The sequence below is a fragment of the Paenibacillus sp. FSL R5-0701 genome, from assembly GCF_037973995.1.
Taxonomy (GTDB): Bacteria; Bacillota; Bacilli; order Paenibacillales; family Paenibacillaceae; genus Paenibacillus.
Genome location: NZ_CP150230.1, coordinates 6,057,072 through 6,081,883, shown reverse-complemented (window position 1 = coordinate 6,081,883; position 24,812 = coordinate 6,057,072). Strand labels below are relative to the sequence as shown.

At 46.4% G+C, this 24,812-nt stretch carries 21 protein-coding genes; 18 read left to right on the top strand and 3 right to left on the bottom strand.

Going from position 1 to position 24,812, the window contains the following annotated elements; translation table 11 throughout:
- Positions 1-15 precede the first annotated feature (15 nt).
- The 10 genes from MKZ13_RS26955 (at position 16) to MKZ13_RS26910 (ending at position 13,092) form a co-directional block, all read left to right on the top strand.
- A complete protein-coding gene (locus tag MKZ13_RS26955) occupies positions 16-1,173 on the top strand; it encodes an acyl-CoA dehydrogenase family protein (RefSeq protein WP_339185458.1) in 1,158 nt (385 codons plus the stop codon).
- Positions 1,170-2,195 carry an HAD-IIIC family phosphatase gene (locus MKZ13_RS26950; RefSeq protein ID WP_076212928.1) on the top strand — a complete coding sequence of 342 codons (1,026 nt, stop codon included), beginning with the start codon at positions 1,170-1,172 and terminating at the stop codon, positions 2,193-2,195. Before MKZ13_RS26955 ends, MKZ13_RS26950 begins: the two co-directional genes overlap by 4 nt.
- 30 nt (positions 2,196-2,225) lie before the next feature.
- On the top strand, positions 2,226-3,485 hold the full coding sequence (gene fabD, locus MKZ13_RS26945) for an ACP S-malonyltransferase (RefSeq protein WP_339179587.1): 1,260 nt from the start codon (positions 2,226-2,228) through the stop codon (positions 3,483-3,485).
- A gap of 109 nt (positions 3,486-3,594) precedes the next feature.
- Entirely contained in the window at positions 3,595-7,227 is a 3,633-nt protein-coding gene (locus MKZ13_RS26940; protein WP_339179585.1) for an amino acid adenylation domain-containing protein, read from the top strand.
- A complete protein-coding gene (locus MKZ13_RS26935) occupies positions 7,228-7,497 on the top strand; it encodes a phosphopantetheine-binding protein (protein WP_221820660.1) in 270 nt (89 codons plus the stop codon).
- Positions 7,484-7,957 (top strand): hypothetical protein, encoded by a 474-nt coding sequence (locus tag MKZ13_RS26930; RefSeq protein WP_339179582.1) that lies wholly within the window; start codon positions 7,484-7,486, stop codon positions 7,955-7,957. Before MKZ13_RS26935 ends, MKZ13_RS26930 begins: the two co-directional genes overlap by 14 nt.
- An 11-nt stretch (positions 7,958-7,968) precedes the next feature.
- Positions 7,969-9,714 carry an ABC transporter ATP-binding protein gene (locus MKZ13_RS26925; protein ID WP_339179578.1) on the top strand — a complete coding sequence of 582 codons (1,746 nt, stop codon included), beginning with the start codon at positions 7,969-7,971 and terminating at the stop codon, positions 9,712-9,714.
- Positions 9,711-11,477, top strand: coding sequence for an ABC transporter ATP-binding protein (locus MKZ13_RS26920; RefSeq protein WP_339179576.1), 1,767 nt, complete (start codon positions 9,711-9,713; stop codon positions 11,475-11,477). Before MKZ13_RS26925 ends, MKZ13_RS26920 begins: the two co-directional genes overlap by 4 nt.
- A 32-nt stretch (positions 11,478-11,509) precedes the next feature.
- Entirely contained in the window at positions 11,510-12,073 is a 564-nt protein-coding gene (locus tag MKZ13_RS26915; RefSeq protein WP_339179573.1) for a hypothetical protein, read from the top strand.
- Complete coding sequence (locus MKZ13_RS26910) at positions 12,070-13,092, top strand: BtrH N-terminal domain-containing protein (RefSeq protein ID WP_339179571.1); 1,023 nt, start codon at positions 12,070-12,072, stop codon at positions 13,090-13,092. Before MKZ13_RS26915 ends, MKZ13_RS26910 begins: the two co-directional genes overlap by 4 nt.
- 82 nt (positions 13,093-13,174) lie before the next feature.
- Here MKZ13_RS26910 and MKZ13_RS26905 read toward each other — a convergent pair whose 3' ends face one another.
- On the bottom strand, positions 13,175-14,542 hold the full coding sequence (locus MKZ13_RS26905; RefSeq protein WP_339179569.1) for an MFS transporter: 1,368 nt from the start codon (positions 14,540-14,542) through the stop codon (positions 13,175-13,177).
- 206 nt (positions 14,543-14,748) lie between these two features.
- Between MKZ13_RS26905 and MKZ13_RS26900 the strand changes: the two genes are divergently transcribed.
- The 6 genes from MKZ13_RS26900 to MKZ13_RS26875 all read left to right on the top strand — a co-directional run bounded on the left by MKZ13_RS26900 (position 14,749) and on the right by MKZ13_RS26875 (position 19,090).
- Positions 14,749-15,072 carry a helix-turn-helix transcriptional regulator gene (locus MKZ13_RS26900; RefSeq protein ID WP_339179566.1) on the top strand — a complete coding sequence of 108 codons (324 nt, stop codon included), beginning with the start codon at positions 14,749-14,751 and terminating at the stop codon, positions 15,070-15,072.
- A 316-nt stretch (positions 15,073-15,388) separates the two neighbouring features.
- A complete protein-coding gene (locus MKZ13_RS26895; RefSeq protein ID WP_074096524.1) occupies positions 15,389-15,577 on the top strand; it encodes a hypothetical protein in 189 nt (62 codons plus the stop codon).
- Between the two features lie 83 nt (positions 15,578-15,660).
- On the top strand, positions 15,661-16,581 hold the full coding sequence (locus MKZ13_RS26890; RefSeq protein ID WP_339179563.1) for a WYL domain-containing protein: 921 nt from the start codon (positions 15,661-15,663) through the stop codon (positions 16,579-16,581).
- 28 nt (positions 16,582-16,609) lie between these two features.
- Positions 16,610-17,608 (top strand): hypothetical protein, encoded by a 999-nt coding sequence (locus MKZ13_RS26885; protein ID WP_260632708.1) that lies wholly within the window; start codon positions 16,610-16,612, stop codon positions 17,606-17,608.
- Between the two features lie 23 nt (positions 17,609-17,631).
- Positions 17,632-18,651 carry a hypothetical protein gene (locus MKZ13_RS26880; RefSeq protein ID WP_339179558.1) on the top strand — a complete coding sequence of 340 codons (1,020 nt, stop codon included), beginning with the start codon at positions 17,632-17,634 and terminating at the stop codon, positions 18,649-18,651.
- 247 nt (positions 18,652-18,898) lie between these two features.
- Positions 18,899-19,090 (top strand): aspartyl-phosphate phosphatase Spo0E family protein, encoded by a 192-nt coding sequence (locus MKZ13_RS26875; protein WP_221820680.1) that lies wholly within the window; start codon positions 18,899-18,901, stop codon positions 19,088-19,090.
- Positions 19,091-19,135: 45 nt separating this feature from the next.
- Here the strand turns inward: MKZ13_RS26875 and MKZ13_RS26870 are convergent, their stop codons facing one another.
- Together MKZ13_RS26870 and MKZ13_RS26865 are read right to left on the bottom strand one after the other, a co-directional pair.
- Entirely contained in the window at positions 19,136-20,014 is an 879-nt protein-coding gene (locus MKZ13_RS26870; protein ID WP_211084928.1) for a carbohydrate ABC transporter permease, read from the bottom strand.
- 132 nt (positions 20,015-20,146) lie between these two features.
- Complete coding sequence (locus MKZ13_RS26865; RefSeq protein WP_260632716.1) at positions 20,147-21,082, bottom strand: ABC transporter permease subunit; 936 nt, start codon at positions 21,080-21,082, stop codon at positions 20,147-20,149.
- Between the two features lie 303 nt (positions 21,083-21,385).
- Here MKZ13_RS26865 and MKZ13_RS26860 point away from each other — a divergent pair, with 303 nt between their 5' ends.
- Together MKZ13_RS26860 and MKZ13_RS26855 are read left to right on the top strand one after the other, a co-directional pair.
- A complete protein-coding gene (locus tag MKZ13_RS26860; RefSeq protein ID WP_221820682.1) occupies positions 21,386-23,146 on the top strand; it encodes a histidine kinase in 1,761 nt (586 codons plus the stop codon).
- Positions 23,121-24,713, top strand: coding sequence for a response regulator (locus MKZ13_RS26855; RefSeq protein ID WP_339179550.1), 1,593 nt, complete (start codon positions 23,121-23,123; stop codon positions 24,711-24,713). The genes MKZ13_RS26860 and MKZ13_RS26855 overlap by 26 nt, the downstream gene beginning before the upstream one ends.
- Positions 24,714-24,812 lie beyond the last annotated feature (99 nt).

The following is a 24,812-nucleotide window of genomic DNA, read 5'->3' as shown; positions in this document are numbered from 1 at the left end:
GTTAACGTGTTGAAAATGGAATTGAGCGAACAGCAGTTACATTGCAAGCAGGATGCTGCATCATTTACCAATCAATATATCGTCCCGTACGCAGGCTTGCACGATAGAGAAGAACGGCTTCATCCAGAGGTGATCGACTCGCTGAAATCCTCAGGTTATCTGGGTTCTATGATTCCTCGGGAATATGGAGGTATGGGGCTTGATCCGATATCGGTTGGGGTGCTGAACGAGGAGATCGGAAGAGGATGTTCATCCGTACGAAGTCTGCTTACGGTTCACGGTATGGTTGCCATAGCCATTCAGAAGTTTGGTTCTGAAGAGATGCGTTCCTATTGGTTGCCACGTCTGGCCTCGGGTGAAGTCATTGGAGCCTTTGGTTTGAGCGAACCCGGAGTTGGTAGTGATGCCAAAAGCATCGAGAGCGTAGCCGAATTCAATGGCGAAGGATATGTGTTGAACGGGAAGAAAAAGTGGATCACGATGGGTCAGCTTGCTGACCTATTTCTCATCTTTGCCCAGGTGAATGATAAACCAACCGCGTTCCTGGTGGAACGGAACAACCCAGGATTGAAGATACAGCCTATCAACGGGATGTTGGGGGTTAAAGGCTCGATGCTGGCGGAACTGCATCTGGAGCATGTTTACGTTGAATCCGATCGTATGGTGGGGAGTTCAGGTATAGGTGTCTCTATGGTGGCCTTGCATTGCTTGGATTATGGTCGCTATACCGTAGCTTGGGGCTGTGTTGGACTGGGACAAGCCTGTCTGGATGCTTCGCTGAGTTATGCAGGCAGCCGCCGTCAGTTCGGAGTCCTCTTGCAGGAAAATCAGTTAATTCAGAAAATGCTGACGGAGATCATAGTGGATGTGAAAGCGGCGCGGCTTTTATGTTATCAATCCGGATATCTGAAAGAAGTGATGGACCCGGATTCCATTATGGAAACCTGGACGGCGAAATACTATGCGGCAGATATGGTCAATAAGGTAGCGCACCGTGCGGTACAGATTCATGGAGCCAAGGGCTGTAGTGCGGAGTATCCGGTGGAGCGATTTTACCGGGATGCTCGTGTGAATGAGATTATCGAGGGCACCACACAAATGCATGAAATGGTTATTGCTTCATATGCTGCGAGTACCTATGAATCCGTACAAGAGGAGGCTGTTCTGTCATGAAAAAAATAAAATGTGTAATCTGGGACTTGGACCATACGATTTGGAACGGAATTTTGCTGGAGGATGAACAGGTCACGCTGAAAGAAAATATTGTGGAAGTTATCTGTACTCTGGATGAACGAGGAATTCTGCAATCGATTGCCAGCCGTAACGATCATGAACTGGCGATGGCCAAGTTGGAAGAATTCGGTCTACGCGAATATTTTATCTATCCACAAATCAATTGGAATGCCAAATCCCGATCTGTGAAAACCATCGTGGAATCCATCAATATCGGAATGGACACGATTGCTTTTATCGATGATCAGCCTTTCGAACGTGAGGAAGTATTATTCACTCACCCCGACGTCCTCTGTATCGATGCGATGGCCTATCTTGAATTAACAGATATGGATGAGATGAAGCCACGTTTCATTACCGAGGATTCTGCCTTACGCAGAAAGATGTATATGAATGATATTGCCCGCAATGAGAAGGAGGAGGAGTTCGAAGGTACTCAGGATGAATTCCTGGCCTCCCTTGGCATGATCTTCACGATCTCTGAAGTGAAGGAAGGGGATCTACAGCGTGCAGAAGAACTGACGGTCAGAACACATCAACTGAACGCCACAGGTTATACCTACTCTTACGAGGAACTCGATCAATTCCGGTATTCTCCACGCCACAAACTGCTGATTGCGGGACTGGAAGACAAGTACGGTACGTATGGCAAAATCGGCCTGGCGTTGCTCGAATTAAATGACGAAGTGTGGACACTGAAACTGCTGTTGGTGTCCTGCCGCGTCATGTCCAGAGGAGCAGGTACATTGCTGCTGCATCATGTGATGCGTATGGCTAAGGAAGCGAATGTCCGTTTGCAGGCCGAGTTTGTATCAACAGATCGCAATCGTACGATGATGATCACTTACAAATTTGCCGGATTCCGTGAGATTGAGCAGAACGGAGATTTTTATTTGTTTGAGAGTGATCTAAGCATGATCCAGGATCAGCCTGCGTATGTGTCCATGGAAGTTATCGCGTAAACCCAATCTAAGAGGCGAGGTGTTTAATCAATGGAAAAAATAGCATTTCTGTTTCCAGGGCAAGGTTCTCAATATGTAGGGATGATGAAAAACTTCTATGATCAGTACGAGATTGCAAGACAAACGTATGAAGAAGCCAACCATATTCTGGGCTTTGATTTGGCCAAATTGAGTTTTGAAGGCAGCCTTTTTGATCTGAACAAACCTTCCAATATGCAGCCGGCATTGTTGACAGCGAGTGTGGTTGCCTATCGTGTCTACATGGAGGAGATCGGGATCAACCCGCAATTCTGCGCAGGCCACAGCCTGGGTGAGTATGCAGCTCTAGCGTGCTCCGGTGCTATGACATTTGGTGATGCTGTGCGGATCACCAAGCGACGCGGGGAATTGACGGAACTTATCGCAGATGAAGCAGATGGAGCCATGACCATCATTGATGGCGCCGATGAGGAGATGATCCGCAGAGCCTGCGAGCAAGTGTCAACCGATACGGCTTGGTCTGCGATTTCCTGTTACAATGCTTCGAGCCAGTATGCCATATCCGGTCATCAGGATTCGATTGAACAAGTGGAATCCATCCTGCTGGACCAGGATGCCCAGACAACCCCGTTGATGATGAGTGCGCCGTTCCATAGCCGCTTGATGGAGTCGGCTGGTGAACAGCTTGGGGTGGAACTTGCCAATTATCGTTTCCATCCATTCAAGTGGCCTGTCGTATCCAATGTTACCGCCACGCCATACACCGAAGCCGGGCGAATTACGGGACTTCTCCAAAGGCAGCTGTCCCAGCCGGTCAAGTGGGCACAGACGATGCAATATCTCAAGAAGCATGGAGTTACGCTGACGATTGAACTTGGACCCAAAAATGTCCTGAGCGGACTGGTAGAAATGGATAAGCTCGGTATGAAGTCTTTTGCCTACGGACAGAAAGAGGATCGTAAAGCACTGAAAGAGTTACTGGATCAGGCTGTTGTATCCAGACCGAGACCAACGGTAGTAACGAAATGTATGGCTGCGGCTGTAGCTACACCTAATCGGAATTGGAATCAGGAGGAATATCAAAAAGGAGTCGTTGAGCCATATAAACAGATTCAACAGCTTCAAGAGGAGCTTGAGGCGGCGGATCAGGCCCCGACTACGGAGCAGATGAAACAGTCGCTGGGATGGCTCGGAACGATATTCGAAACCAAACAAGTAGAGCAGGAAGAACGGGATGACTGGTTCCACCAGATCCTGGACGAGACGGGGCAGTATTATTTGTGGAGTGACCTGAAAGTTACTACGGCATAAACAAGCACGTGTACAACAATCAACCGGCAGGACAGGTGTGATCAACACTTGTTGTGCCGGTTTACTATGTATTCGGGGTGAGATCATGGATATCCATCTACTTAATGTTATGATGTCGAGTGATAAATTTAAGGAAGAACGAGCGTATTGGCAGAAACAACTAGATGGCGATATTCATATTGGAACGTTGTTTGATGGAATTCTGCAACCTTCGATACAGACTGGAGAACCCAACGTACAGATCCTTTCCTTATCCTTTCCAGATGAATTGTCCGCAAGATTGATCCGCATGAGTGGGGGGTCAAATTTGGCGTTGTATATATTGCTCTTATCGGGATTTCAACATCTGTTGTATCGTTATTATGGACATCAAGATATGTTGCTGGGTATGCCCCTGACTCCAGAACAAGTCGAAGATTTTCGAAGTTCCCACTTGCTCGCAATTCGTGGAAAAGTAGACGAGACAGCATCGTTCAGACAATTGGTATTACATACCAAATCTGAAGTCATGTCCGCCCGAACGTACTGGCATTTTCCTTACGATAAGATGGCAGAGAAGCTGGGGCGGCTTCCCGAGGAGTGCGAGTTGAAGACGGTCCTGTATATGAAAGGAATCCATGAGGAACCTATTCTGGATGAAGGAGCCCATTGTTCACTGGCGTTTGACCGGGTAGATCAACGACTTCAGATGACTCTCCGTTATGGTGCCATATCCCTTGAATCCAGCCAACCTGAGCGTTTATGTTCCCACTACATACGATTGCTGGAACAGACAACAGCCTTACCAGACCAACCGCTATCCATGAGTCAGCTCCTTTCTCTGGAAGAGGAGAATGAAATCATGGAAAGATGGAACAGGAGTCCACGTTTGTTCCTGCCGGAGGCACGTTCTGTCTGTGCTCTATTTCTTGAACAAGTAAACAGAACACCCAACCAGACTGCGGTTATAGAGGGAGATCGCCAGATTTCGTATCAGTCTCTGGAGGAGCAATCCAATCAGCTTGCCCGTCTCCTGATTGCTTCTGGGGTGACTGCGGAGAGTCCAGTCCCCGTTATGATGGCAGGCTCCATGGAGTTAATCATTACAATCCTGGCGGTGTTCAAAGCAGGAGGAACCTATATTCCTCTTCATCCTGAATATCCCATGGAGCGTATACGCCATATTTTAATGGAATCGGATGCCCGCATTATTCTTACGGGACTGTTGGAAACGAATGTACATCGAGCTTTAGAGGAGATGACATTGGCTATGCCTTCAGGCTCAGGCATAGAAATGATTGAGCTGGATGCTGCTCCATGGAGAATAGAAGATGGAAGTGGTTTAAGTTTCGTACCCGATATGAATGGTCTAGCCTACATTCTGTATACGTCCGGCTCAACGGGTGAGCCCAAAGGGGTCGGAGTAGAGCAACGAAATCTGAGTGCATACGTGAACGCTTTTCAAGCCGAGTTTCAACTAAATTCAACAGACAAGGTGCTTCAACAAGCAGCGAGTACCTTTGATACTTATATGGAAGAGGTGTTTCCTGGATTAACTGCCGGGGCAACACTGGTTGTGGTTCAACGAGAACAACTGCTGGATATCCACGGATTGGTGCAGTTACTGGACAGACACAAGGTCACCCTTGTCAGTACTACACCTCATATCCTGAGGGAACTTAACCGGATGCCCAATCTTGCGAGTGTTCGCACCATTATCAGCGGTGGAGATGTATTGAAGATGGCGGATATTGGACATCTGCTCACCTATACCAATGTATACAATACGTACGGCCCCACCGAGACGACGGTATGTGCACTCTATGAGAAGCTGTCATCAGAGACTGTTGATCCGATTCCAGTGGGGCGCCCTATTCAAGGTTATTTTGTACACATTGGAGATCGTCATGGACGAATGTTGCCCATAGGCGTACCCGGAGAAATATGTATTTCGGGCAACGGGGTGTCTCGCGGGTATATAGGATTGCAGGAATTGACAGATCAGAAGTTTGTCGAGTCACCGTTTGTTGAAGGAGAGCGGATGTTTCGCACAGGGGATATAGGAATGTGGACAGCGGAAGGCCGCATGTTGTTTCTGGGAAGGATGGACAAGCAGGTTAAGGTCAGGGGCCATCGGATTGAATTGGCAGAAGTAGAGCGACATCTGAACCGTTACGGTCCAATTGACGAATGTGTTGTACTGACGACCGGAGTCGAAGGTGAGAAGGTGCTGACCGCTTATATTGTGGCCGATACGGAACTGTATGTCATGGATATTCGCCAATATCTGATGTCATTGTTGCCCGAATATATGCTGCCTTCAAGATATATTCAAATATCACATATGCCGCGAACGATCCATGGGAAGATAGATACACGAGAGTTATTGAACCAGAGGCAGTCATTACATTTTGGCATGAACTATGCACCGTCTACGAATGAGCTGGAGCACCAACTGGTGCAAGTTTGGCGTACATTGCTGGAGATGGAACGGATCGGTATTGACGACGACTTCTTTCAGCTTGGCGGGCACTCCCTGCTTGTGATCCGAATGGAGGTTGAACTGGAGAATCTCGGTATTCGGGTCCTGCCTTCCATTTTGTATGACAATCCCACCATAAGGATGCTTGCAGCAGTTCTGGAAGAGAATCCCGAGCTTGCCGATTCATATGAAAGTGAAAATAACGGACAGCCATCTGGCGTGGTAAAGATTAACAAGACGTCATCATCATTGGGTATGGAGCATTCACAGCTAGCCCATTCCGGTGGATATCAGCCTTTTAACGAAGTCTTTTTCAAATTATGCTTCTATAACTCTCTATTTCCCATTGTATTGCAACAGAACAAAAACATACATCCGTTTTTCATCCATCATGTGGATGAGTATCTATGGTCTGAGAATAAGCAATTTCTTGTGAATGGTTTCTTCTCCTGTCGCAAGGATACAGACATTCTGGACGATCTGGACATTGGTTATGAAATGGTAAAAGCTAGCGAGGACATTATACAGGATGTCAGTCGAGCGGTTCTGAATGCCAAACCGGTTATTGTCTGGGTTGACGTCTACTACACATCTATACGCAATGATACGTATCTCAAAAAGCATATTCCACATACCTGGCTTGTATACGGTGCTGATCCGATCAACCAGACGTTTACCGTGATGGAGCATAAGCATCATGATAACTTGTCGTATGAAGAACGAATTGTTAGTTACCAGGATCTGTCGGATAGCTATCATGGCTATATCGAGCATTTTAATATGGAAAATCACACCTTCTATACGTTCTACAATAAGCATTATCCGGTGATACATCAAAGAGATGCCAGTTCGAAACAGTTGGAGGCTTACTGGAAGATCTATGTGGATCATATTGAAGAGCAACAGGAGCGGGTAGAGAACAGTCTGGCAAGACTGGAGGAGAGTGTGCCACAGTTTGAGGCCGTTGTTCAGGATCAACATGTGGTGTCTTCCATAGCGGAGGATTGGGTCATTTCGCTTCATAAATTGATTAGTGCCAAAAAGGCCGAGGTGTATCGTTGTGCCAATCTAACTGGCGCGGATTCCAGATTGACACATATTCGTGAGCGCATTGTCATGGAGTGGAGTGACATTCGCGCAGTTCTGGCCAAGTATGTGCTTACTTCTTCATATAAACCAACATCATTTCATAAACTCCCTGAGATATACAGAAATATAAGTGTGCTTGAACGGGAGTATTACGATGAGTTGGTTAAATCTCACATGATGGGGAGGATCTGAATGAGTGAAATCATGACATTGGAGACTCAAATAATACAGGTCATCGACAAGGTTATGGAGTATGGAACGGATATTCAGATGGATCAAGCCTGGGGGGAACTTGGAACGAATTCACTCGATTACATTAAAATTGTGGTGGAGATGGAGAAAGTATTCAACATTGAGATAGACGATGATCAATTGGCATTTGTGCAAACCGACACCATAGCCGATTTCAGGGATTACCTGGTCAGCCTCATTGAAGGAGATTCGGAACATGAGCCGGACTAAACGAATAGGACAGATCTGGTTCCGGCTTTCGATTCAATTACCCGTGGCTGCACTTATCATTATTGGATTAACTGTGACAGCATTAGTGACGTTAGCCATGCAATTTCATACGACCTCCTATCTGCGCAGTGAGACGGCAACGGCAACTGCAGGGTCTGAATCACTGCAAGGGGAGGATGTCAAAGTACACATTATAGCTGAATTTACAGAAGAGCCTATTACGGGGTTTCAGAAGGGAGACTCCTTGATCTGGTACACAGAGGAACAAGGTAAACGTTACGCTGCCCAGATCCTTGAGGTTAACCAGGACCCCACATCAACTACGACTCGAATTACAGCTGAAGGTGTATGGAATGAAGAGCTGGCGGAGCGGATGAAGTTATCCCATACAACCGAGTTCTCGATTGTTACCGAGGTACAATCCCAGAGCCAGACCGTACTTGAGAGCTGGATATCCTAGAGGAGGATGGCATGGAGAATATTTCACTGAGCAAACGAATCCGTACATTCGCCAAACCCTACCGAATCAGCTTGATTACCATGTTGTTCTGCGAGCTAATCATGGTGGTGGTGGATCTGATTGGACCGCTTATTTTTGCCATCTTGATCGACGAAGTATTCTATCACCGTAATCTTCATTTCTTCGGCTATGTTATTTTGACTTATATTGCTTTGTATGTAGGTGTAAGGGCTCTAAGTTGGATCATTAAATCCATCTGGATCTACCTGAATGTTAAATTTTTATTTGATATTCGAAAAAGTTTATTTGATCGCATTCTTCATTTTAAAGCATCTTATTTTCAAAAAGCCCAGACCGGTGATCTGGTCACACGTCTAACAAGAGACACGGATTCTGTCATGCAGTTAATAGAGTTAATCATTTTTCAGATGGCAGCTCCATTTACGAAATTGCTGGTTTCGTTTGTTTTTTTATTTTATCTCAATCCGTATATCGCCCTGGCCATGATGGTGCTGGTTCCGGTTTCGGTCTGGGTATCACAGTATTTTAATCGTAAGATGACCAAGCAGCAGACCATTTTGCGTGGGAAATACGGCCATTTTGTCAGCTGGATGCTGGAGATGCTTCAAGGCATGAGGGATATTCGTTTGTTGGGGAGTGGCAGAAGGGTCACTACACTGTTCACGGGACAGAGCGCAGACGTTATTCGTCTCGACAATCAGACAGAAGTCATGAAATGGATGTCTACCCGCTCTAATGCATTTATTTTTTTGTTATCAGATCTGTGTATCTATGCCATTGCGGGTGTGCTTATTGTTCAGGGACAGCTTACGGCAGGAGCCTTTGTTGCCATTATGTCGTATCTGACCAAGAATAATCAATCCATGATGATGATCTACGAGGCGGTTGTGAATCTGCCCAAGCTGACGGTACAGTCCCGCAAAGTCTTTGATCTTCTGGATGAAGAGACGGAGAGGAGCGGTGGTCAATCTGAAGTTGAGATGGGAAATGGGGAGACGTCATTCAAGCAAGTGAGATTTAGGTATGATGAACAGGGTCCCTATGTGCTGGACGGTCTCACGTTGGAGATCGGTGCTCATGAATCTGTTGCGCTTGTAGGTAAGAGTGGCTCGGGCAAAACAACGATTGTGAACATGCTGCTCGGTTTCTACACCCCGGAGGAAGGGGAGATTCGAATTGGTGGCAGGCATATAGATGACTATTCTCTGTCTCGACTGCGCAAGAGAGTAGGAATTGTGCAGCAGGAGGCCATTCTGTTCCATGAAACCATCCGTTACAATCTGATGCTTGGCAGCGCTCATGCGGATGATGATCAATTGCTGGAGGCATGTGATCAGGCCTATATTGGAGACTTTATCCGTTCTCTTCCTCAGGGTCTGGACACCGTTATTGGTGTAGGGGAAATGGAGTTCTCCGGTGGACAAAAGCAGCGTCTGTCTATTGCCCGCATTTTTCTGAAACAACCCAAATTAATTATATTCGACGAAGCCACTTCCGCTTTGGACTATGAAGCTGAACAAGCGGTCCAGCTTTCCTGGCAGAAATTGAGCAAGGATCGTGCTTCGATTGTCATCGCCCATCGCTTATCCTCCATCCTGAATGCTGATCGGGTTGCTGTTGTACATCAGGGACGCATTGTGGCTACAGGCACGCATGGATATCTGCTGGAGAATAGCGAGCACTACCGTGAGTTATTTGCAGAAGATTTCATCCGGAAGGAGGGACTGATGTCGTGACGAAGACACCGTCAACTTCCCGGTATGCACTCTTTAAACAGATTAAGCCATTTATCAAAAATGCGAACCGTCAAATCTTCATTCTAGGTACACTGAAATTGGCCTTGACTGCTATTGCGCTCATGATCCCTTATCTGTACAAGCTGCTCATTGATCATGTCATGGTTGGACGGGAGCTTGGAATGTTACCCTATATCCTTGCTGGATACCTGGGCTTATTTGCGTTGGAGACAACCGCTCTGGGTTTACAAACGCTGTTCAGTAACCGGTTATTAGGTCGAACCAAGCTCGATTTGCAGCTGAACATGTGGAAAAGATTAGTGCGCATGAAGCCAACTTTATATGAGCGCTATAGTGCGGGAGATCTGAAGAATAGGCTGGATGGAGACGTCACACTGGTTAAAGACTTTATCTTTTTGCATTTGATTGATTATACGTTCAAATGGATCAGCGTAGGGGCGTATGTGGTTATTCTGTTATCGCTGAATTGGAAGATGGCTTTGCTGGGTTTTGTTATGCTTCCTATTTCCTTTGTCATCAGTTCCCGATTGGGCAAAAAAGCCAAAGTACTGGTCTCTGAATTCCGCCAGACTACCGGAGAATATGAGACATGGATATCGAACAGCTTCAGACACTGGAAGGAAATCAAGGCACTGAATATGCAACGCAAAGAATCCATCAAGTTTGTGGGATATTGGAAACGTTTTGGCAAAATCAAATTCCGACATCTGGCATATACGTATGCCAATGAGCTGTACTACACCTTTCAGGATGACTTTATTAATAAGATGAATCTTTATTTTATCGGCGGGTTGCTGATTTTTCAGGGAGAATTAACAATCGGGGGACTACTTGTTTTTCTGACATACTATCAACAGATGATTAACAACATTAATGAAATTAATGCCTCCAATGTTCAACTTCATGATGTGACACCTTCCATTGAACGGATCGTTGAATTGCTGGAACTACCCGTTGTACCACAGAGAAAGCTCGGACTACAGCCAGAGTTCCAAGGGCATCTCGAATTCAAGGATGTCTCCTTTCGTTATCAGGAGAATCAAAGTGATGTCTTGCATGAGATTAATCTGAACATCCAGCCTGGTGATTATACAGCGATCGTAGGCAGAAGTGGTTCGGGTAAGAGCACGTTAATCAAACTTATTTTAGGGCAGAATGAAACACAGCAAGGGGCTATTCTCGTTGACGGACAGCCCATTGGTGACTTGGGATCAGACTACCTTTATCAACATATAGGGGTGGTTATGCAGGAGAATACCTTGTTCAGTATGTCCATCATGGATAATCTCAGACTCGTACAGCCACGGGCTACAGAAGAAGAGATACGAGAGGTTTGCCGCATGGCTTTGCTGGATGACTTCATTGAAGAATTGCCTGACAAGTATAATACGGTTCTGGGTGAGTCAAGTATTAAGTTGTCCGGAGGCCAGAAGCAGCGTTTGGCGCTTGCGAGGGTGCTGTTAACAAGACCCCGAATGCTTATTCTGGATGAAGCAACCTCTGCACTGGATAATGACTCGGAACGGAAAATAAATGAGGTGATCCGTAGGATTGCACAGCATATGACGGTGCTTGTGATCGCCCACCGGTATTCAGCTATTCAGGATGCCGAGCAAGTCATTGTGCTCGATCAGGGAGAGATTGTTGCTACGGGCACTCATCTGGAACTGGCCGGGTGGCATGAGGTGTATGACACGTTGTTCAAGGAGCAGCGGCAAGGTGTCGGGTCAACTGTCACCTGACGTAAATAGAATGATTCTAGGAGGTTAATGACATGACCATCTATTGTCCACTACCTTTGGAAGAGCACTATAACAACAATGGTTTTAGCTATCTGGATACAAACCAGATAGGGAATTTCACGACCTTTGGTTCCTCATACCCTGGAGACGAACTTCCTGATCAGGAGAATGTGCAATGGCGGGATGTTCCGTTTCATTTTCCTTTACGCAGACAGGCATTTAATAATATAGAACTGGATAGGCAGCGCATTCCGGTACTATTGGATCTATATTCGACATTATATATTCTGGGTGCGGCAGATAATGGTTCATACCATGAATTCATTGATTTTGAACGAGCCGGAGAGCGGATGGGAAGAGCGTCATTGGATCTGACAAACTGGACCGAGACGAGTCCACATTATAATGAAGAAATTATGTTTCAATGTAGCGGGATGTGTACACAAAAGGGTATCTTACTGACATCCAAACAGCCTATTATTTGGTTCCAGCAGATTACGCTGGAAGAACCCATTTCATTTGACAAGATCCTATTGCCAGACAATCCATGCATGCATATCTTTGCACTAACCTTAGGGAAGGAGTGGAATATATGAATATTCAGTCAAGAGAAGCACATACAGAAGGTGAAGATTGCTTTACCCTATGTGTAAGCAGCATTCTCAACTATAAAGAAATCACGAACTTCCTGGCGGTATGGAAGCAATGCGGGATGATGTACCATGAAGACCCGGAGAGAGGCACCCCGAAACTTGTCCCTACTTATATGACTGTTGAAAATGAGTTTCAACGCATTCATCATATTGATTTGAATATCGTCAGAACAAACGAACGGATCGAGGTTATCCAGGAAATCATGACGTTGCTTCAGCAAAACGAAGCAGTCATTGTATGGGTTGATGTATATTACATGAAGTACAATTCACTTTATCAATTACTTCATTCGTCGCATTGTATTGTCTTGTCCGACTATGCAGATGGACAGTTTGAGTTTATTGATGATTTTTATCATTTGAAAGGTAATATGGATGAACAGGCGTTATTTGAAGCGCTTGATCTAGGTCAGACGCCATTAATCCGTGAGGGTACGCGTTATCGTTATGCTACATTAGATGTTGGGAATGCCGTTGAGCAGGTGAAAGAGAGAGAGTTCTACGAAATGCTTCAACAAAATCATGAAATCATGGATGGAATATCCGGGCAGCTAACCAAACAGGTTGAGTGGTATGAATTGGTTAATCCGTATGTTGGTTTGCCTGCCATTGAAAGGTATATCGACGCTACACGTCAGCATATGCAAGATTCATCCGCATTGACGGAAGAATATCTGGACAATATGTATGGCGACTTGGCGGGCATAAGTAATAACAGATATTTGTATGGCCATTTCCTAAGAGAAGGAATACCGTACAATCCGGATATTTCTCAACTGGTGGAGACGTATGAATATGCTGCGCAACGATGGAATCTCGCGGCTAATATGACATTGAAAAGTCAATACCTGGATCTGGATCGTCGATATCATATGTTAGATCGAGTGCTGGGTAAAATCGGAGAAATTATAGCTCTGGAACAAGAGGCCCATGACTTGGTCAAACATCTTGTTGCCAGTTAAGGGTATCACTAATCTTACGAAAATCAAAAAGGCCCGTAAAGCAAACGTCGCTTTACGGGCCTTTTTGATGATTTGCTTCATATTAAGCAGCAACTTTTTTTCGTGACTGCATTCTTAGATACACTTGAGAGAAAATAACCGATGCGATTGCAACTACAGTCATGCCCCAGAAAATATTAGTATACGCTGAGGATAGCGGCATGTTTTGCATCGCAGTCAACGCTACACCAGTGACAGCAACGCTGAAAGCACCGCTGAAGAACTGACTAAGTTGGAACAATCCCATACCTGCACCAACCTGATCCATGGTCAGATTGCCAGACAATTCATTGGACACGCTGGTGGTTAGGGAAGAGAAGCCTACGCTGAGCAGGACATAGACAGCCATAATGGCGTAGATGTTATTGTCTGCAAATAAGGCGAATAACCCGGCAGCTGCCAGTAGCAGCCATGGTGCAAACTTCAGCAGCAACGTATTGCCATGTCGGTCAATCATGCGGCCGATCCTGTTGGACAGCAGCATGGACACGACTGCACCCGGGAAGATGACAAGTCCCGATTGAGCAGGTGTGAGTCCATATAGATGTGCCAAAATTTGCGGTAACAGAAACAACGTTGAGAAGTTATTAATGTACGATACAATCCCCAACGAGCTGAGCATCATATATTTTTTGTCTTTGAACAAAGCAGGTTGAACAAACGGGTCTGCCGCGCGCCGAATTCGGAGCCAGAACAGAAGCAGTGCCGCAGCACCGATAACAAGCGTGTACCACTGACGGGAAGTCAGGAATAACAACACACCTGTAGTACCGATGGCAAGAAGCACGGCACCGAGTAGGTCAAATGAACCTTTTTGCGGTGTTTCCCGAGGAAGCAGTTTAAAGAATACAGGAATCAAGAATAACGTTAATCCCGTAACGATAAACAGATCATGCCATCCCAGAAACTGAGTAATACTTCCGCCGATGACGGGACCAAGTCCAAGCCCCAGTGAACTCGCGGACATGATGACAGCCATCGATTTACCCCGGCGATCATTGGGAATGTATCGGGTAATTAGTACAATAGCGAGCCCGGGAACCGAAGCAGCACCTGCAGCCTGGATCAGACGTGCAATGAGCAAAATGATGAAATGATTACTGAAGAACCCGAGAACGGATGCCGCACCAAGTAACGTAAGCCCGGTCGTGAATAATGTACGAATAGGTATGAAATCCGATAGACGTGAGAACGTAATCGAGGAAATGGCAAATACAATGGAATACCCTGTAACAATCCATGAAGAAGCGACGGATGTAAGCATAAATTCGGCTGCAATTTTGGGCAGAGCCAGATTAAACATCATTGTATTCATCACAACGAGTACAACGGTGAAGCCAAGCAAGCCTACAATTAATCCTTCCTGTATTCCGGTCCGTTCCCCTGATGATGCGGTTGCGGTGTTGTTCATAAAAACCTCCTAAAGTGAATGTGTATTTCGCAACATTTCAGAAACGGTGTGTAACATTTGCAAAATGTAGTATGATGTCAATCCCGTGCCTGACAGCAGGGGTTACATAACGAAATCATTAAAGTTCGATTGGTGTCGAACATTAGAAATATATCATGGATGTGTGTTAAAATACAATGGATAGTCTGAGAAAAGGAGACTACAGTATGAAAATTTTACATCATCCACAGGTGTCAGATATTGAACTTTCCTCCGTATTGTATGCGTTAAGCGACCCGACCCGTCTTGGGATTGTTGCGGAAGCAGCGAGAAGCGGGGAGCAGCCGTGCAGTCATTTTCATGCACCTGTTGTGAAGTCAACGATGTCGCATCACATTCGTACCTTGCGGGAAGCTGGAGTTATTCGGGTCAGAGTGCAGGGCACTCAGCACTTTCTCACCCTGCGATCCGATGATCTGGAAACGCGCTTTCCAGGACTCCTGCAACCGTTATTGCAGGCCGCAGCTCAGACGAGCACAGAACCTTCCTAAATGTTGTCCTTTCTTCAGGTCGAAGAGGGGACATTTTTTATTTTCTGCTACTGCATGTTCAAAAAGTTAACGATTCAGCACCGAGAAGGTTGCGAGAACCTGAAGGAGGAGGAGCGGAGTGTAGGCAAACCTACATGAGCACCGGACTCCGAAGGTGAACGCAAGATTCGATGTCGAGTTCGCTTCTTGGGCTACTTCGTGATCAATTGGGGACTTTTTGAACAACCTTTAAAACTGATGCGACATTCTGTGTCGTACCTTGCCCTATATAATAACGGTGAACACACAAACCATATCGAAAAGAGGTTCACAACCATTGGCAAAAACGAAAAGAGGACGCGTCTTGTGGAGTCTTCCTTCCAGGGGCCGGGGAACATGCCCGGTGTGTAGCAGTACCCGAATTAAATTGTTGTATACGCAAACAAAAACAGACGGTACAAGTCTGAAAGTATGCAAGAAATGCTTCAAAGCTGTGCAATCCAGAGTGGATAAGGCACATGTGTAACATAACCGGCCTGTTCTTCGGAACGGGCCATGTCTTTTGATATAATCGAATATATTAGGAATGGATGAGATGGGGGCGGGAAGATGAGTAACATGCATCGGATTCACTGGTTTGACGAACAGATTCGGGGTGGACGTTTTCCGAATAGCAGCTGGCTTGCCCGTGAATTTGAAATCTCCCGTCGTCAGGCTCAGCGTGATATTGAATATATGGCAAGTTCCCTGCGAGCCCCTTTGGTGTATATGGCAAAATATCGGGGCTATTGTTATGAGGATCAGACTTTTCGATTGCCCCATTTGTATATGACTGAAGAAGAGCAGCGTGTGCTGAAATATCTGGCACATCGCTATCGACATTACGATTATGATCAATCGGACGCGGTGAAACGTGTAGCACATTTGCTGGAGCGTTTTACGTTGGAGGAACAACCGATGGGAAGTAGTGAGCTTCCGGTATTTTCGGCGCAACCGAAACAACTGCAATTCTTTGAATTGTTGTCCCATGCCATAACTGACTTGCGCAGAGTACATATTCATTACAGGGATCACGATGGAGAACGGCAGTTTTCCTTGTGTCCATTAAAGATGATATCCCAGTTTAACGCCGATTACGTGGTGGGTTATGAAGCAGACCCTGTACAGCAAGTGGCCATTCGCTTGGAGGGTATTGTTCATGTATCGATCTTGGATGAGAGATTTGAGTACAGGTCAGATGCGCTCCTAGGTGGATGGGAAGAACCACTGCCTGTGCGTAAACCGTTTGTAGCTGAGATTCGCTTGAAAGAATTACAGCAAATGGACCTATGGCAAGGGTATCGTATTCGGGCTAGGCAAGATCAGATTTATTCAATTGAATTTTATGACACGGACGCTTTCTTGCAGCATTTGTTTATTAGCGAATGGGAGGAACTATTGTCTCCTGGGTGGCTTAGGCGCAAGCTTCAGCAAAGCGCGGAAGGATTAATGGACAGGCTCTCGATACAACGTAAGCAAAACGTGGAATAAAGCAGCATAGAGAGGAGAAGATCCGTCCTTGGCTGAGAATATTTTAGATAACCTCATCATGAAGCGGGAGTCCAAATCGTACGTCGATAGTCTGCATGCGATACTAACCCATACGGGCCAGTTTCAAGGTTCCAAGGTTGTACTTGCCGGATATACGGGCATGGCTTTCAAGCTGTCGGTGCATCGCAGACTACTTCCCATGTCGGTTACAGCGTATGGACAGTGGGGGGAAGCGCATCGTCCCGGAGTCGATAACCTGGGGATATTCACGATCTGGGATGGGGGACGTACACGTCATTCCACGTTTGGTTATTACCAACAGGATGCAGTGAACTGGGTGAGACGGAGTATTGATGAAGGCACTGGTGTAATTTACTGGATTCCTGAGTTCGGTGTTATTCATGGATATGATAACAGTGACCGCATCTTTTATGTGCAAGACGGATGGAGCGAGGAACCGCAGATTTTGTTGTATGACAATTTCGGCTTAAACTTTACCGGATTTTGGTATTGTCAGGTGTTTGGTGATCAGGTCCGCATCCCTGAACAACAGATGCTGCTGGAATCCCTGAGACTGGCGATTGAGGATTGGGATATTCCCTATCGTCTGTTACCTAATCAGAATATTGCTTCAGGTAAAAAGGCATATGATGTGTGGGTGGAGGCCCTGCGGAGTGGGGATTTCGATGAATCCGGTGCAGGTTATATTTTGGAATCCTTCTGCCATTCGCGATCCGAAATACGAATGTATTTGCAGGGTGTTCGAGGGATATGGAACGAACTGGACCACGCTTGTGCATGCTATGAACAGCTTGGGACGTTAATTGACCAAATGAAAGGATATATGGTTCAGCAGGAGAATAGCCGTGTCTTGCGACCAGACACCACAGAAGATCTAGCACAGGTACTAGTGAAGGCAAAAGCACTGGAAGAGCAGGCTATTGATTATTTTCGATTGATATCCAGGAAGTATCCTGACCGTAAAAGATCCACTATACCACGGTGGGGAGCACACTCCGCACGATAGAATGAGGGAGGAAGGAGTGACGGATGATGGCAGCCAAAGTATTGCAGGATTTGATTCGCTTCCCGCGAGCCCGAACCTCTGCTGATGCACACCTATCACGGAACGGTGTGGGTTCGTATACAGATGCGATGTACCTCATTTTATTGCACACACAGTGGATGGATTTCCCGCGTCACATGATTGCAGGTATGACGGCAAGTGCATTCCGATTAGTGGTGGATCGGCGTCTGACCGCAGAATCAATCTCGGCATACAACTGGATGGCAGAGAACTTTGTGGCGGCTGATTTTCTTGGCGTAACAACGGGACAACATGGTGGATTTTCATTTGAACCGACTTTTCCGCTCTATCAGAAGCAGTCAGTGCTTGACATCAAGGCGTCCATTGACCGGGGAATAGGTGCGATTCTCTGGCATGATCAATTTGTCATTGCTGCCGGATATGATGATGAGGAGCAGGTGCTGTTTATTGGAGAAAGTGAAGGACATGAAGCCATTCGTCTGCCCTATGATTCATTTGGCAGGAACAGTACGCCATACTGGTACTATCAGGTGCTGGAATCTCATGAATCTGTGGATCTATGGGAAGTTTGCAAGGAATCATTAATTCAGGCCGTATACAAATGGGAAACCCATGACTACATGCTGCCGTCCCAGGATTATGCCTGTGGATCGGCTGCGTATACGGTTATGGCAGCTACTTTGCAGTCTGGAACATATGACACAGAACAAGCGGCAACTGTACTGCGCTATTATGCCAGATCAAGACTGGACATTGCCTCTTATGTTGCAGGGCTGGAGTACCTATCAGCTCGGATGGTTCATGTCATGCGTGAGTATGCATTGCTCGCAGAACTGTATTCGGAGATTGTTGATGTAGTTAATGATTCAATCTCATGGAATACGAAGGAACCAGATTGTGTACAAAGGATAATTAAGCTTATAGGGAAGGCAGGGGCTACGGAACAACGTGCCATTGATGCCATTAAACGTGTCTTTCCAGAGACGATAGGCAATCGTTTTAAGGATGTTGGATTAAGATAATTGGAGCATGACAGAGAAAATTGAAAAACTCAGCAGGAATAAAACCGGACAGGCTACAGCCCATCCGGTTTATTTATATTGAACATATACACATCAGCCCATGTGATCCACGCTAATCATAACTTTTACAAGAAAAAATAAACAAAATTTTTAATTTTGGGGTAATCCAAATCCCCTCTTGTTCCGAATATTATATTAGATGGTCTTTTTTGGATGATGATATTCAAGGACAACAGGGGGCGGGAGTATGGTACATAATCCGGAAACCATTCAGGAATGTATCGAACATGCACGGCAAAGGCTCTACCAGGTTGCAGCTCAATACCCGGAACTATGGCATCCGGAGGTTATTCGCCAATCCATGGTATTGGATGAGTTAATTAATGAATATAACAACGCAACTCGTGGGAGAACGATTACGAATCAGCTGAAATCATAACCTTTCTGAACAAAGAATTCCAAGAAGGAATTCCGTGTGTTTGCTTTACTCTTTTACCGCCCCGAGCACAATTCCCTTAACGAAGAAACGCTGCAAGAACGGATATACGAGCAGAATCGGCAAAGCGCCAATAAAGATCTGAGCTGCGTTCACCGTACGTTGAGACATATTCTGGAGCTGCGTTGCATCCACGTTCATGTTGGAGAAATCTTGCTGTACGATTATAGTCTGCATTAACGTGGCGAGTGGATATTTGGAAGCATCATTCATATAGATCAGCCCGTCGAACCAGGAATTCCACTGACCTACCATCGTGAATAAAGAAATCGTGGCAATGGCGGGCATGGAAACAGGCAGATAGATTTTGAACAGAGTTGTGATATGGTTGGCTCCATCAATGAATGCGGCTTCTTCCAGCTCTTTTGGAACATTGCGGAAAAAGTTCATCATGAGAATCAGGTTCCAGACAGCCACCGCGCCTGGCAAAATGAGAGCCCACATCGTATTCATCAGCCCAAGCTTCTGGATCAAAATATAGGATGGAATTAATCCCCCGCTAAACAGCATCGTGAAGATGAAAAACCACGCATATAACGAGCGTCCCTTGAAATGCAGGCTCTCCTTGGATAACGGATAAGCCGTCAGGAAGACAAGTGTCATACTGAGCAGTGTGCCCAGAATCGTACGTTGGACTGAAATCCAGAGTGCACTCAGAAAGTTACTGTTACCAAATGTTTTGGTATAGGCGTCCACCGTAAAATCTATGGGCCAAAGTGTCACCAGATTGGCGGATGCTGCCGCTTTACCACTGAAGGAAACGGCCAGAATATGGACCAGTGGCAGGATGCACAGGATTGAGACGGCCGCGATGAATATCAGGTTAAAACCATTGAATATACGGTACCCGGTTGTTTTGTGATACACCTTGATTCCTCCTCTACATTTTGCATAATTCGATTTGAATCGCTCGCGTGTACAAGATATAGACGAACTGAACCATTTCGATCTCTATCTTTCTTATTGAAAGTCGCTGTCTGGATTTATGCAAAATGCTTCTTAAAAAATACGGTAATTGGCGATTTTGTACGCCATCCGGTACGCAGAGATGACCAGGAACATCGCGACAAATGATTTGAATAGTCCAACGGCGGTTGCAAAGCTCATTTTGCCATTCAAAATCCCCATCCGGTAGACAAAGGTATCGATAATATCGCCCTTCTCATATACCAAGGGATTGTACAGGTTAAAGATCTGGTCAAAGCCTGCATTCAGGATATTGCCCAGCGATAACGTACCTACCACGATAATCATTGGCACGAGTGCAGGCAGGGTAATGTGCAATGTCTGTCTGAGTCGTGTTGCCCCATCTACCTCTGAAGCCTCATACAATGCCGGGTTAATGCCCGCAAGTGCTGCCAGAAATACAATCGTCCCGAATCCAAACTCCTTCCACACATCACTGACAACCACCGTTACACGGAACCAGTCGCCATCTCCCAGAAAGAAGATCGGTTCAACACCAGCCGCGGCCAGCACCTGATTTACCAGCCCACCTTCCGGTGATAACATATCAAGCAGAATGCCGCCCAGGACAACCCAGGACAGGAAATGGGGCAGATACACCAAGGTCTGTGAGAAACGTTTGAACGTAGAGTTCCGAACCTCATTCAGCAAAATGGCAAACACCACAGGGGCTACAAGTCCAGCCACAATCTTCATTGAAGCAATTAGCACTGTGTTCCAGATGACCTGAACGCTGTCGGGATATTCGAACATGAACCGGAAGTTGTCCCAGCCCACCCATTTGGAGCCAGTGAACCCCAGCCACGGTTTGAAATCCTGAAAAGCAATAATAATGCCGCCCATGGGCACATAGGCGAACAGCAATGTGAGCAGTACAGCAGGCAGCAGCATCAGATGCAGCGGCCACGTGCGTTTGAAATTCCAGCGGGTACGTTTGCGTGGATGGGGTGTCATTTTTCGCACCGGCATATTGGTTGTTAACGGTTGTTCCATAGCCATCAGGGTCCCTCCTTTATCTCGTCCAGCCCGGGCAACATGAGGCGAGCAAACCTCTGCACAGAGTGGAGCAACTGAATTATAGCAACGGAAAAGGGTGGACTATAGAACAACATTTCAATGCGGATGTTGAAATATTAACTTGTTGATGGAAACATAGGATTTCAAGTCACAGGAAAGCCGGAGAACATAAAATCATATAGAAATGTAAGGGTTTTCAATATAAAATAGGACTTCGGTGTAGAACGACTTCAAATTCAGGAACAGGGTGAAACGATGAAATTCACAGTATTTGCGAAGACGGTCATTCTCTTAATTTGCCTGCTCGTACCCATTCTGCTGCTGTATACATACGCGAACCAGGCAAATGTGGACATGGTGGTGGAGGAGAAACAGCAGTCGAGTCTGAACCAGTTCAATTATTTCAGTTCCCAGGTGGATAAAAATATCGAGCAGCTCTCACTATATGGCCTGACATTGCTGCGAGATCCGAGTATCCTGCATTACCGTTACATGACGGACTCAACCAGCCAATATGAGAAGAACAGTATCTATCTGGATATTCTCGACAAATTATCGTTGTACCAGTCCACCAGCCGCTGGAAGAACGATATTACCATTGTGCTGCCACAAGCGGAACTTGTGTTATCCACCATGTCCAGCCGGACGGTCTACGATGAGAAGATGTTGACGTTTCCGCAACCGGGTCAATGGCAGCTGGAGCAGGGGAGTTTCACCTACTTTTTCACGGACAACTACGAGTGGAATGAAAAACCGGTAAACACAGGTGTACGAACGGTGATGGAGATTAATTTTGACCCGATGAACGTGGTTGCCATGTTGGATGATTTTAAAGAAACGCAGGGCGGAGATCCCTTCTTGCTGGTACCAGGTAACGATCCGTTGCTGAACCGTACGGCGGACCCCGAACTGGTCGAAGCGATTATGCGTGATATGCCTTTTAACGGGCCGGAGAGGGAAGGCAATCATCAATTGGAGGTGGGCGGTAAACAATATCTGGTCAGTTACGTGCACTCCAAACAACTGCAAGCGGTATACGTGAACCCGGTGGTATTGGATGATTTGTTAACCCCGATGGACAAGAGTCGAAATATGTTTATTACCTCCATTTTGTTACTGCTCGTGTTGAGTATCGGGGCTGCACTGCTTTTGTATCGAAAAGTTCAGGTGCCCATCCATCGTTTGATGAGAGGGCTGCAACAGATTCGCAAAGGGCAGCTGTCCACACGGATTCCGGTCGATCACTCTCGTGATGAATTCGCGTATCTCACCCAGAGCTTCAACCATATGGCAGAGCAGATTCAGGAACTGATCGAGAAGGTATACGAGGAACGGATCCGTTCACGGGAAGCAACATTGAAACATCTGCAATCACAGATCAATCCGCATTTCCTGTACAATTGCCTGTTTTATATCAAAAATATGACCCAGCTCGGCAACCGTGAAGCCGTTATTGCCATGTCGCTAAGTCTGGGAGACTACTATCGCTACATTACGCGGGGCGAGAATGATATGACGACAGTAGAGGAAGAAATCCGGCTGCTGGACCATTATCTGTCCATTCAACAGATGCGGACCAACCGGCTGACCTACGAGATTGCCGTACCGCAGCAACTGATGTTGCTTCACATTCCGCGACTGCTCATTCAACCCATCGTAGAGAATGCGGTGATCCATGGCATTGAGCCGATGGAGGGCAGTGGGCATGTCGTCGTAACGGGGATGGCGGTACCCGAACATATAGAGGGTCGGAAATATACAAGATATAGCCTGTTTGTTGACAATGATGGTGTCACGCTGACAGCGGAAGAGATTGCCGAATTGGAACGGGAGATCAATGAACCGATGGGTGAGGAGATTGGAACAGGCACATGGAATGTGCACCAGCGTCTCGTTACGCGATATGGGCTGTCGTCCGGGCTTCATTTTGGAGCGATTCCCTATGGTGGACTTAGTGTAGAAATTCGATGGTTTGAGGAGGAACAACCGCATGATGAATCTGATGGTCGTGGATGATGAACATTCGGCAGTAGAGTCGATCGCTGTCTCAATACCGTGGAGAGAACACGGGATTGGTCAGGTATTCAAAGCCTATTCGGTCAAAGAAGCCTTGGAACATATGGCATCACATCAGGTCCATATTATTATCACGGATATCCGCATGCCGGGTCTGTCCGGTCTGGATCTGGTCAGTCACATCAGGCAAAAGTGGGAACAGACGAAATGTATTATTTTATCGGGTCATGCCTCCTTCGATTATGCGAAGCAGGCGCTCAAACACGGGACGGTTAGTTATCTGCTCAAGCCGGTCCGAGATGAGGAACTGATCGAATCCGTGCAGCAGGCCGCCGTGCAGATTCGTCTAGAGGGTGAGAAACAAATGCTGCATCAGCGGGCCATGTATTCGGTGAGGGAACATCTGCCCGAGAAGCGGGCGGAGCTGATGAAGGATGTATTATTAGGGCATAAATTTGCGGATGCAGAACTCCAAGGCAAGCTGGAGCAACTGGAGATCGGGTTCCGTCCACAGGATAAAATGCAACTGTTGCTCATCCGGTATGATGACCATCAACCCACACATAAAGCGTTTCGACTGATGAAGTATGCCATCTCCAATGTGGTGGAAGAGATCTACGGCAGTACCTATCATCTCTGCCATACGGATGACGCCTATGATGATCTGGTCTTCATGGCCAGTCCCAAACAAACCCAAGCTGAACCGGAAATGCTAATGGGACGGCTTGGAGAACGGTTAATCCACAGTGTGAGGCAATATCTGAACGCGACCATTTCCCTGTTTGTTAGTCGTATGGGGCGTTTCCCAGATCAGGTGCCGCAACTATATCATCAAGCTGTGAGTGCGCTTCGCAAGCAAGCCGAGGCTGGCAAAGGATTACATCTGAATGCGGCGGCAGGAACCAATGGGGCTACCTTGAAATCACTTGCAGCGCTGTATGAACCGCCAGGTCTGACGACGTTACTGGAAGCCGGGCGCATGGAGGATGCACACCGTAAGATTGATCAGATCTTTGCCGAACTGTCGAACAGTGTGTTTCCGGAACATGTATATGTGGCTTTTCATTATTTGGCGGCGGCATTCTCCTATATGGCTCACCGGGAAGGAAGACAGTTAGCCGAAGTGCTTGGCGAGCAGTACCAGCAGTTGCTCAAGGATGGTTATGGCATCTCGCTGCGTAGTCTGGAAACGTGGACTCGGTCTGTGATGCAGCAGTGGGAAGAGAGCACAAGCGATGCGGGACAGGATGCCGGATCAACGCTGATTCGGCAGGTGCAGCAATGGATTGACCATCATCTAGGCGAGGATCTATCGTTGCAAGTCATTGCCGGAGAGGTGCATTTGCATCCCGTGTATCTGTCGAAAATGTACAAACAATCCACAGGTGAAGGCATTAGTGATTATATTATCCGTTCCAGAATGGAACGTGCGGTTCATTTGCTCAAGCATACGGCGATGAAGATCTATGAAGTCGGTCAGGAAGTGGGGTACAATAACACGCCTTATTTCATTCAGGTGTTCCGCAAACATTATGGACTGACCCCGCAGGATTTTCGGAACGGTTAACAAATCAATATGAACATTGAAATTGTGATATATGTTTGCCTCCCTGGCTGCACTATCCTTTTCATGTAAGGTGCATTTGGCACATAAGGGTATCCAAGT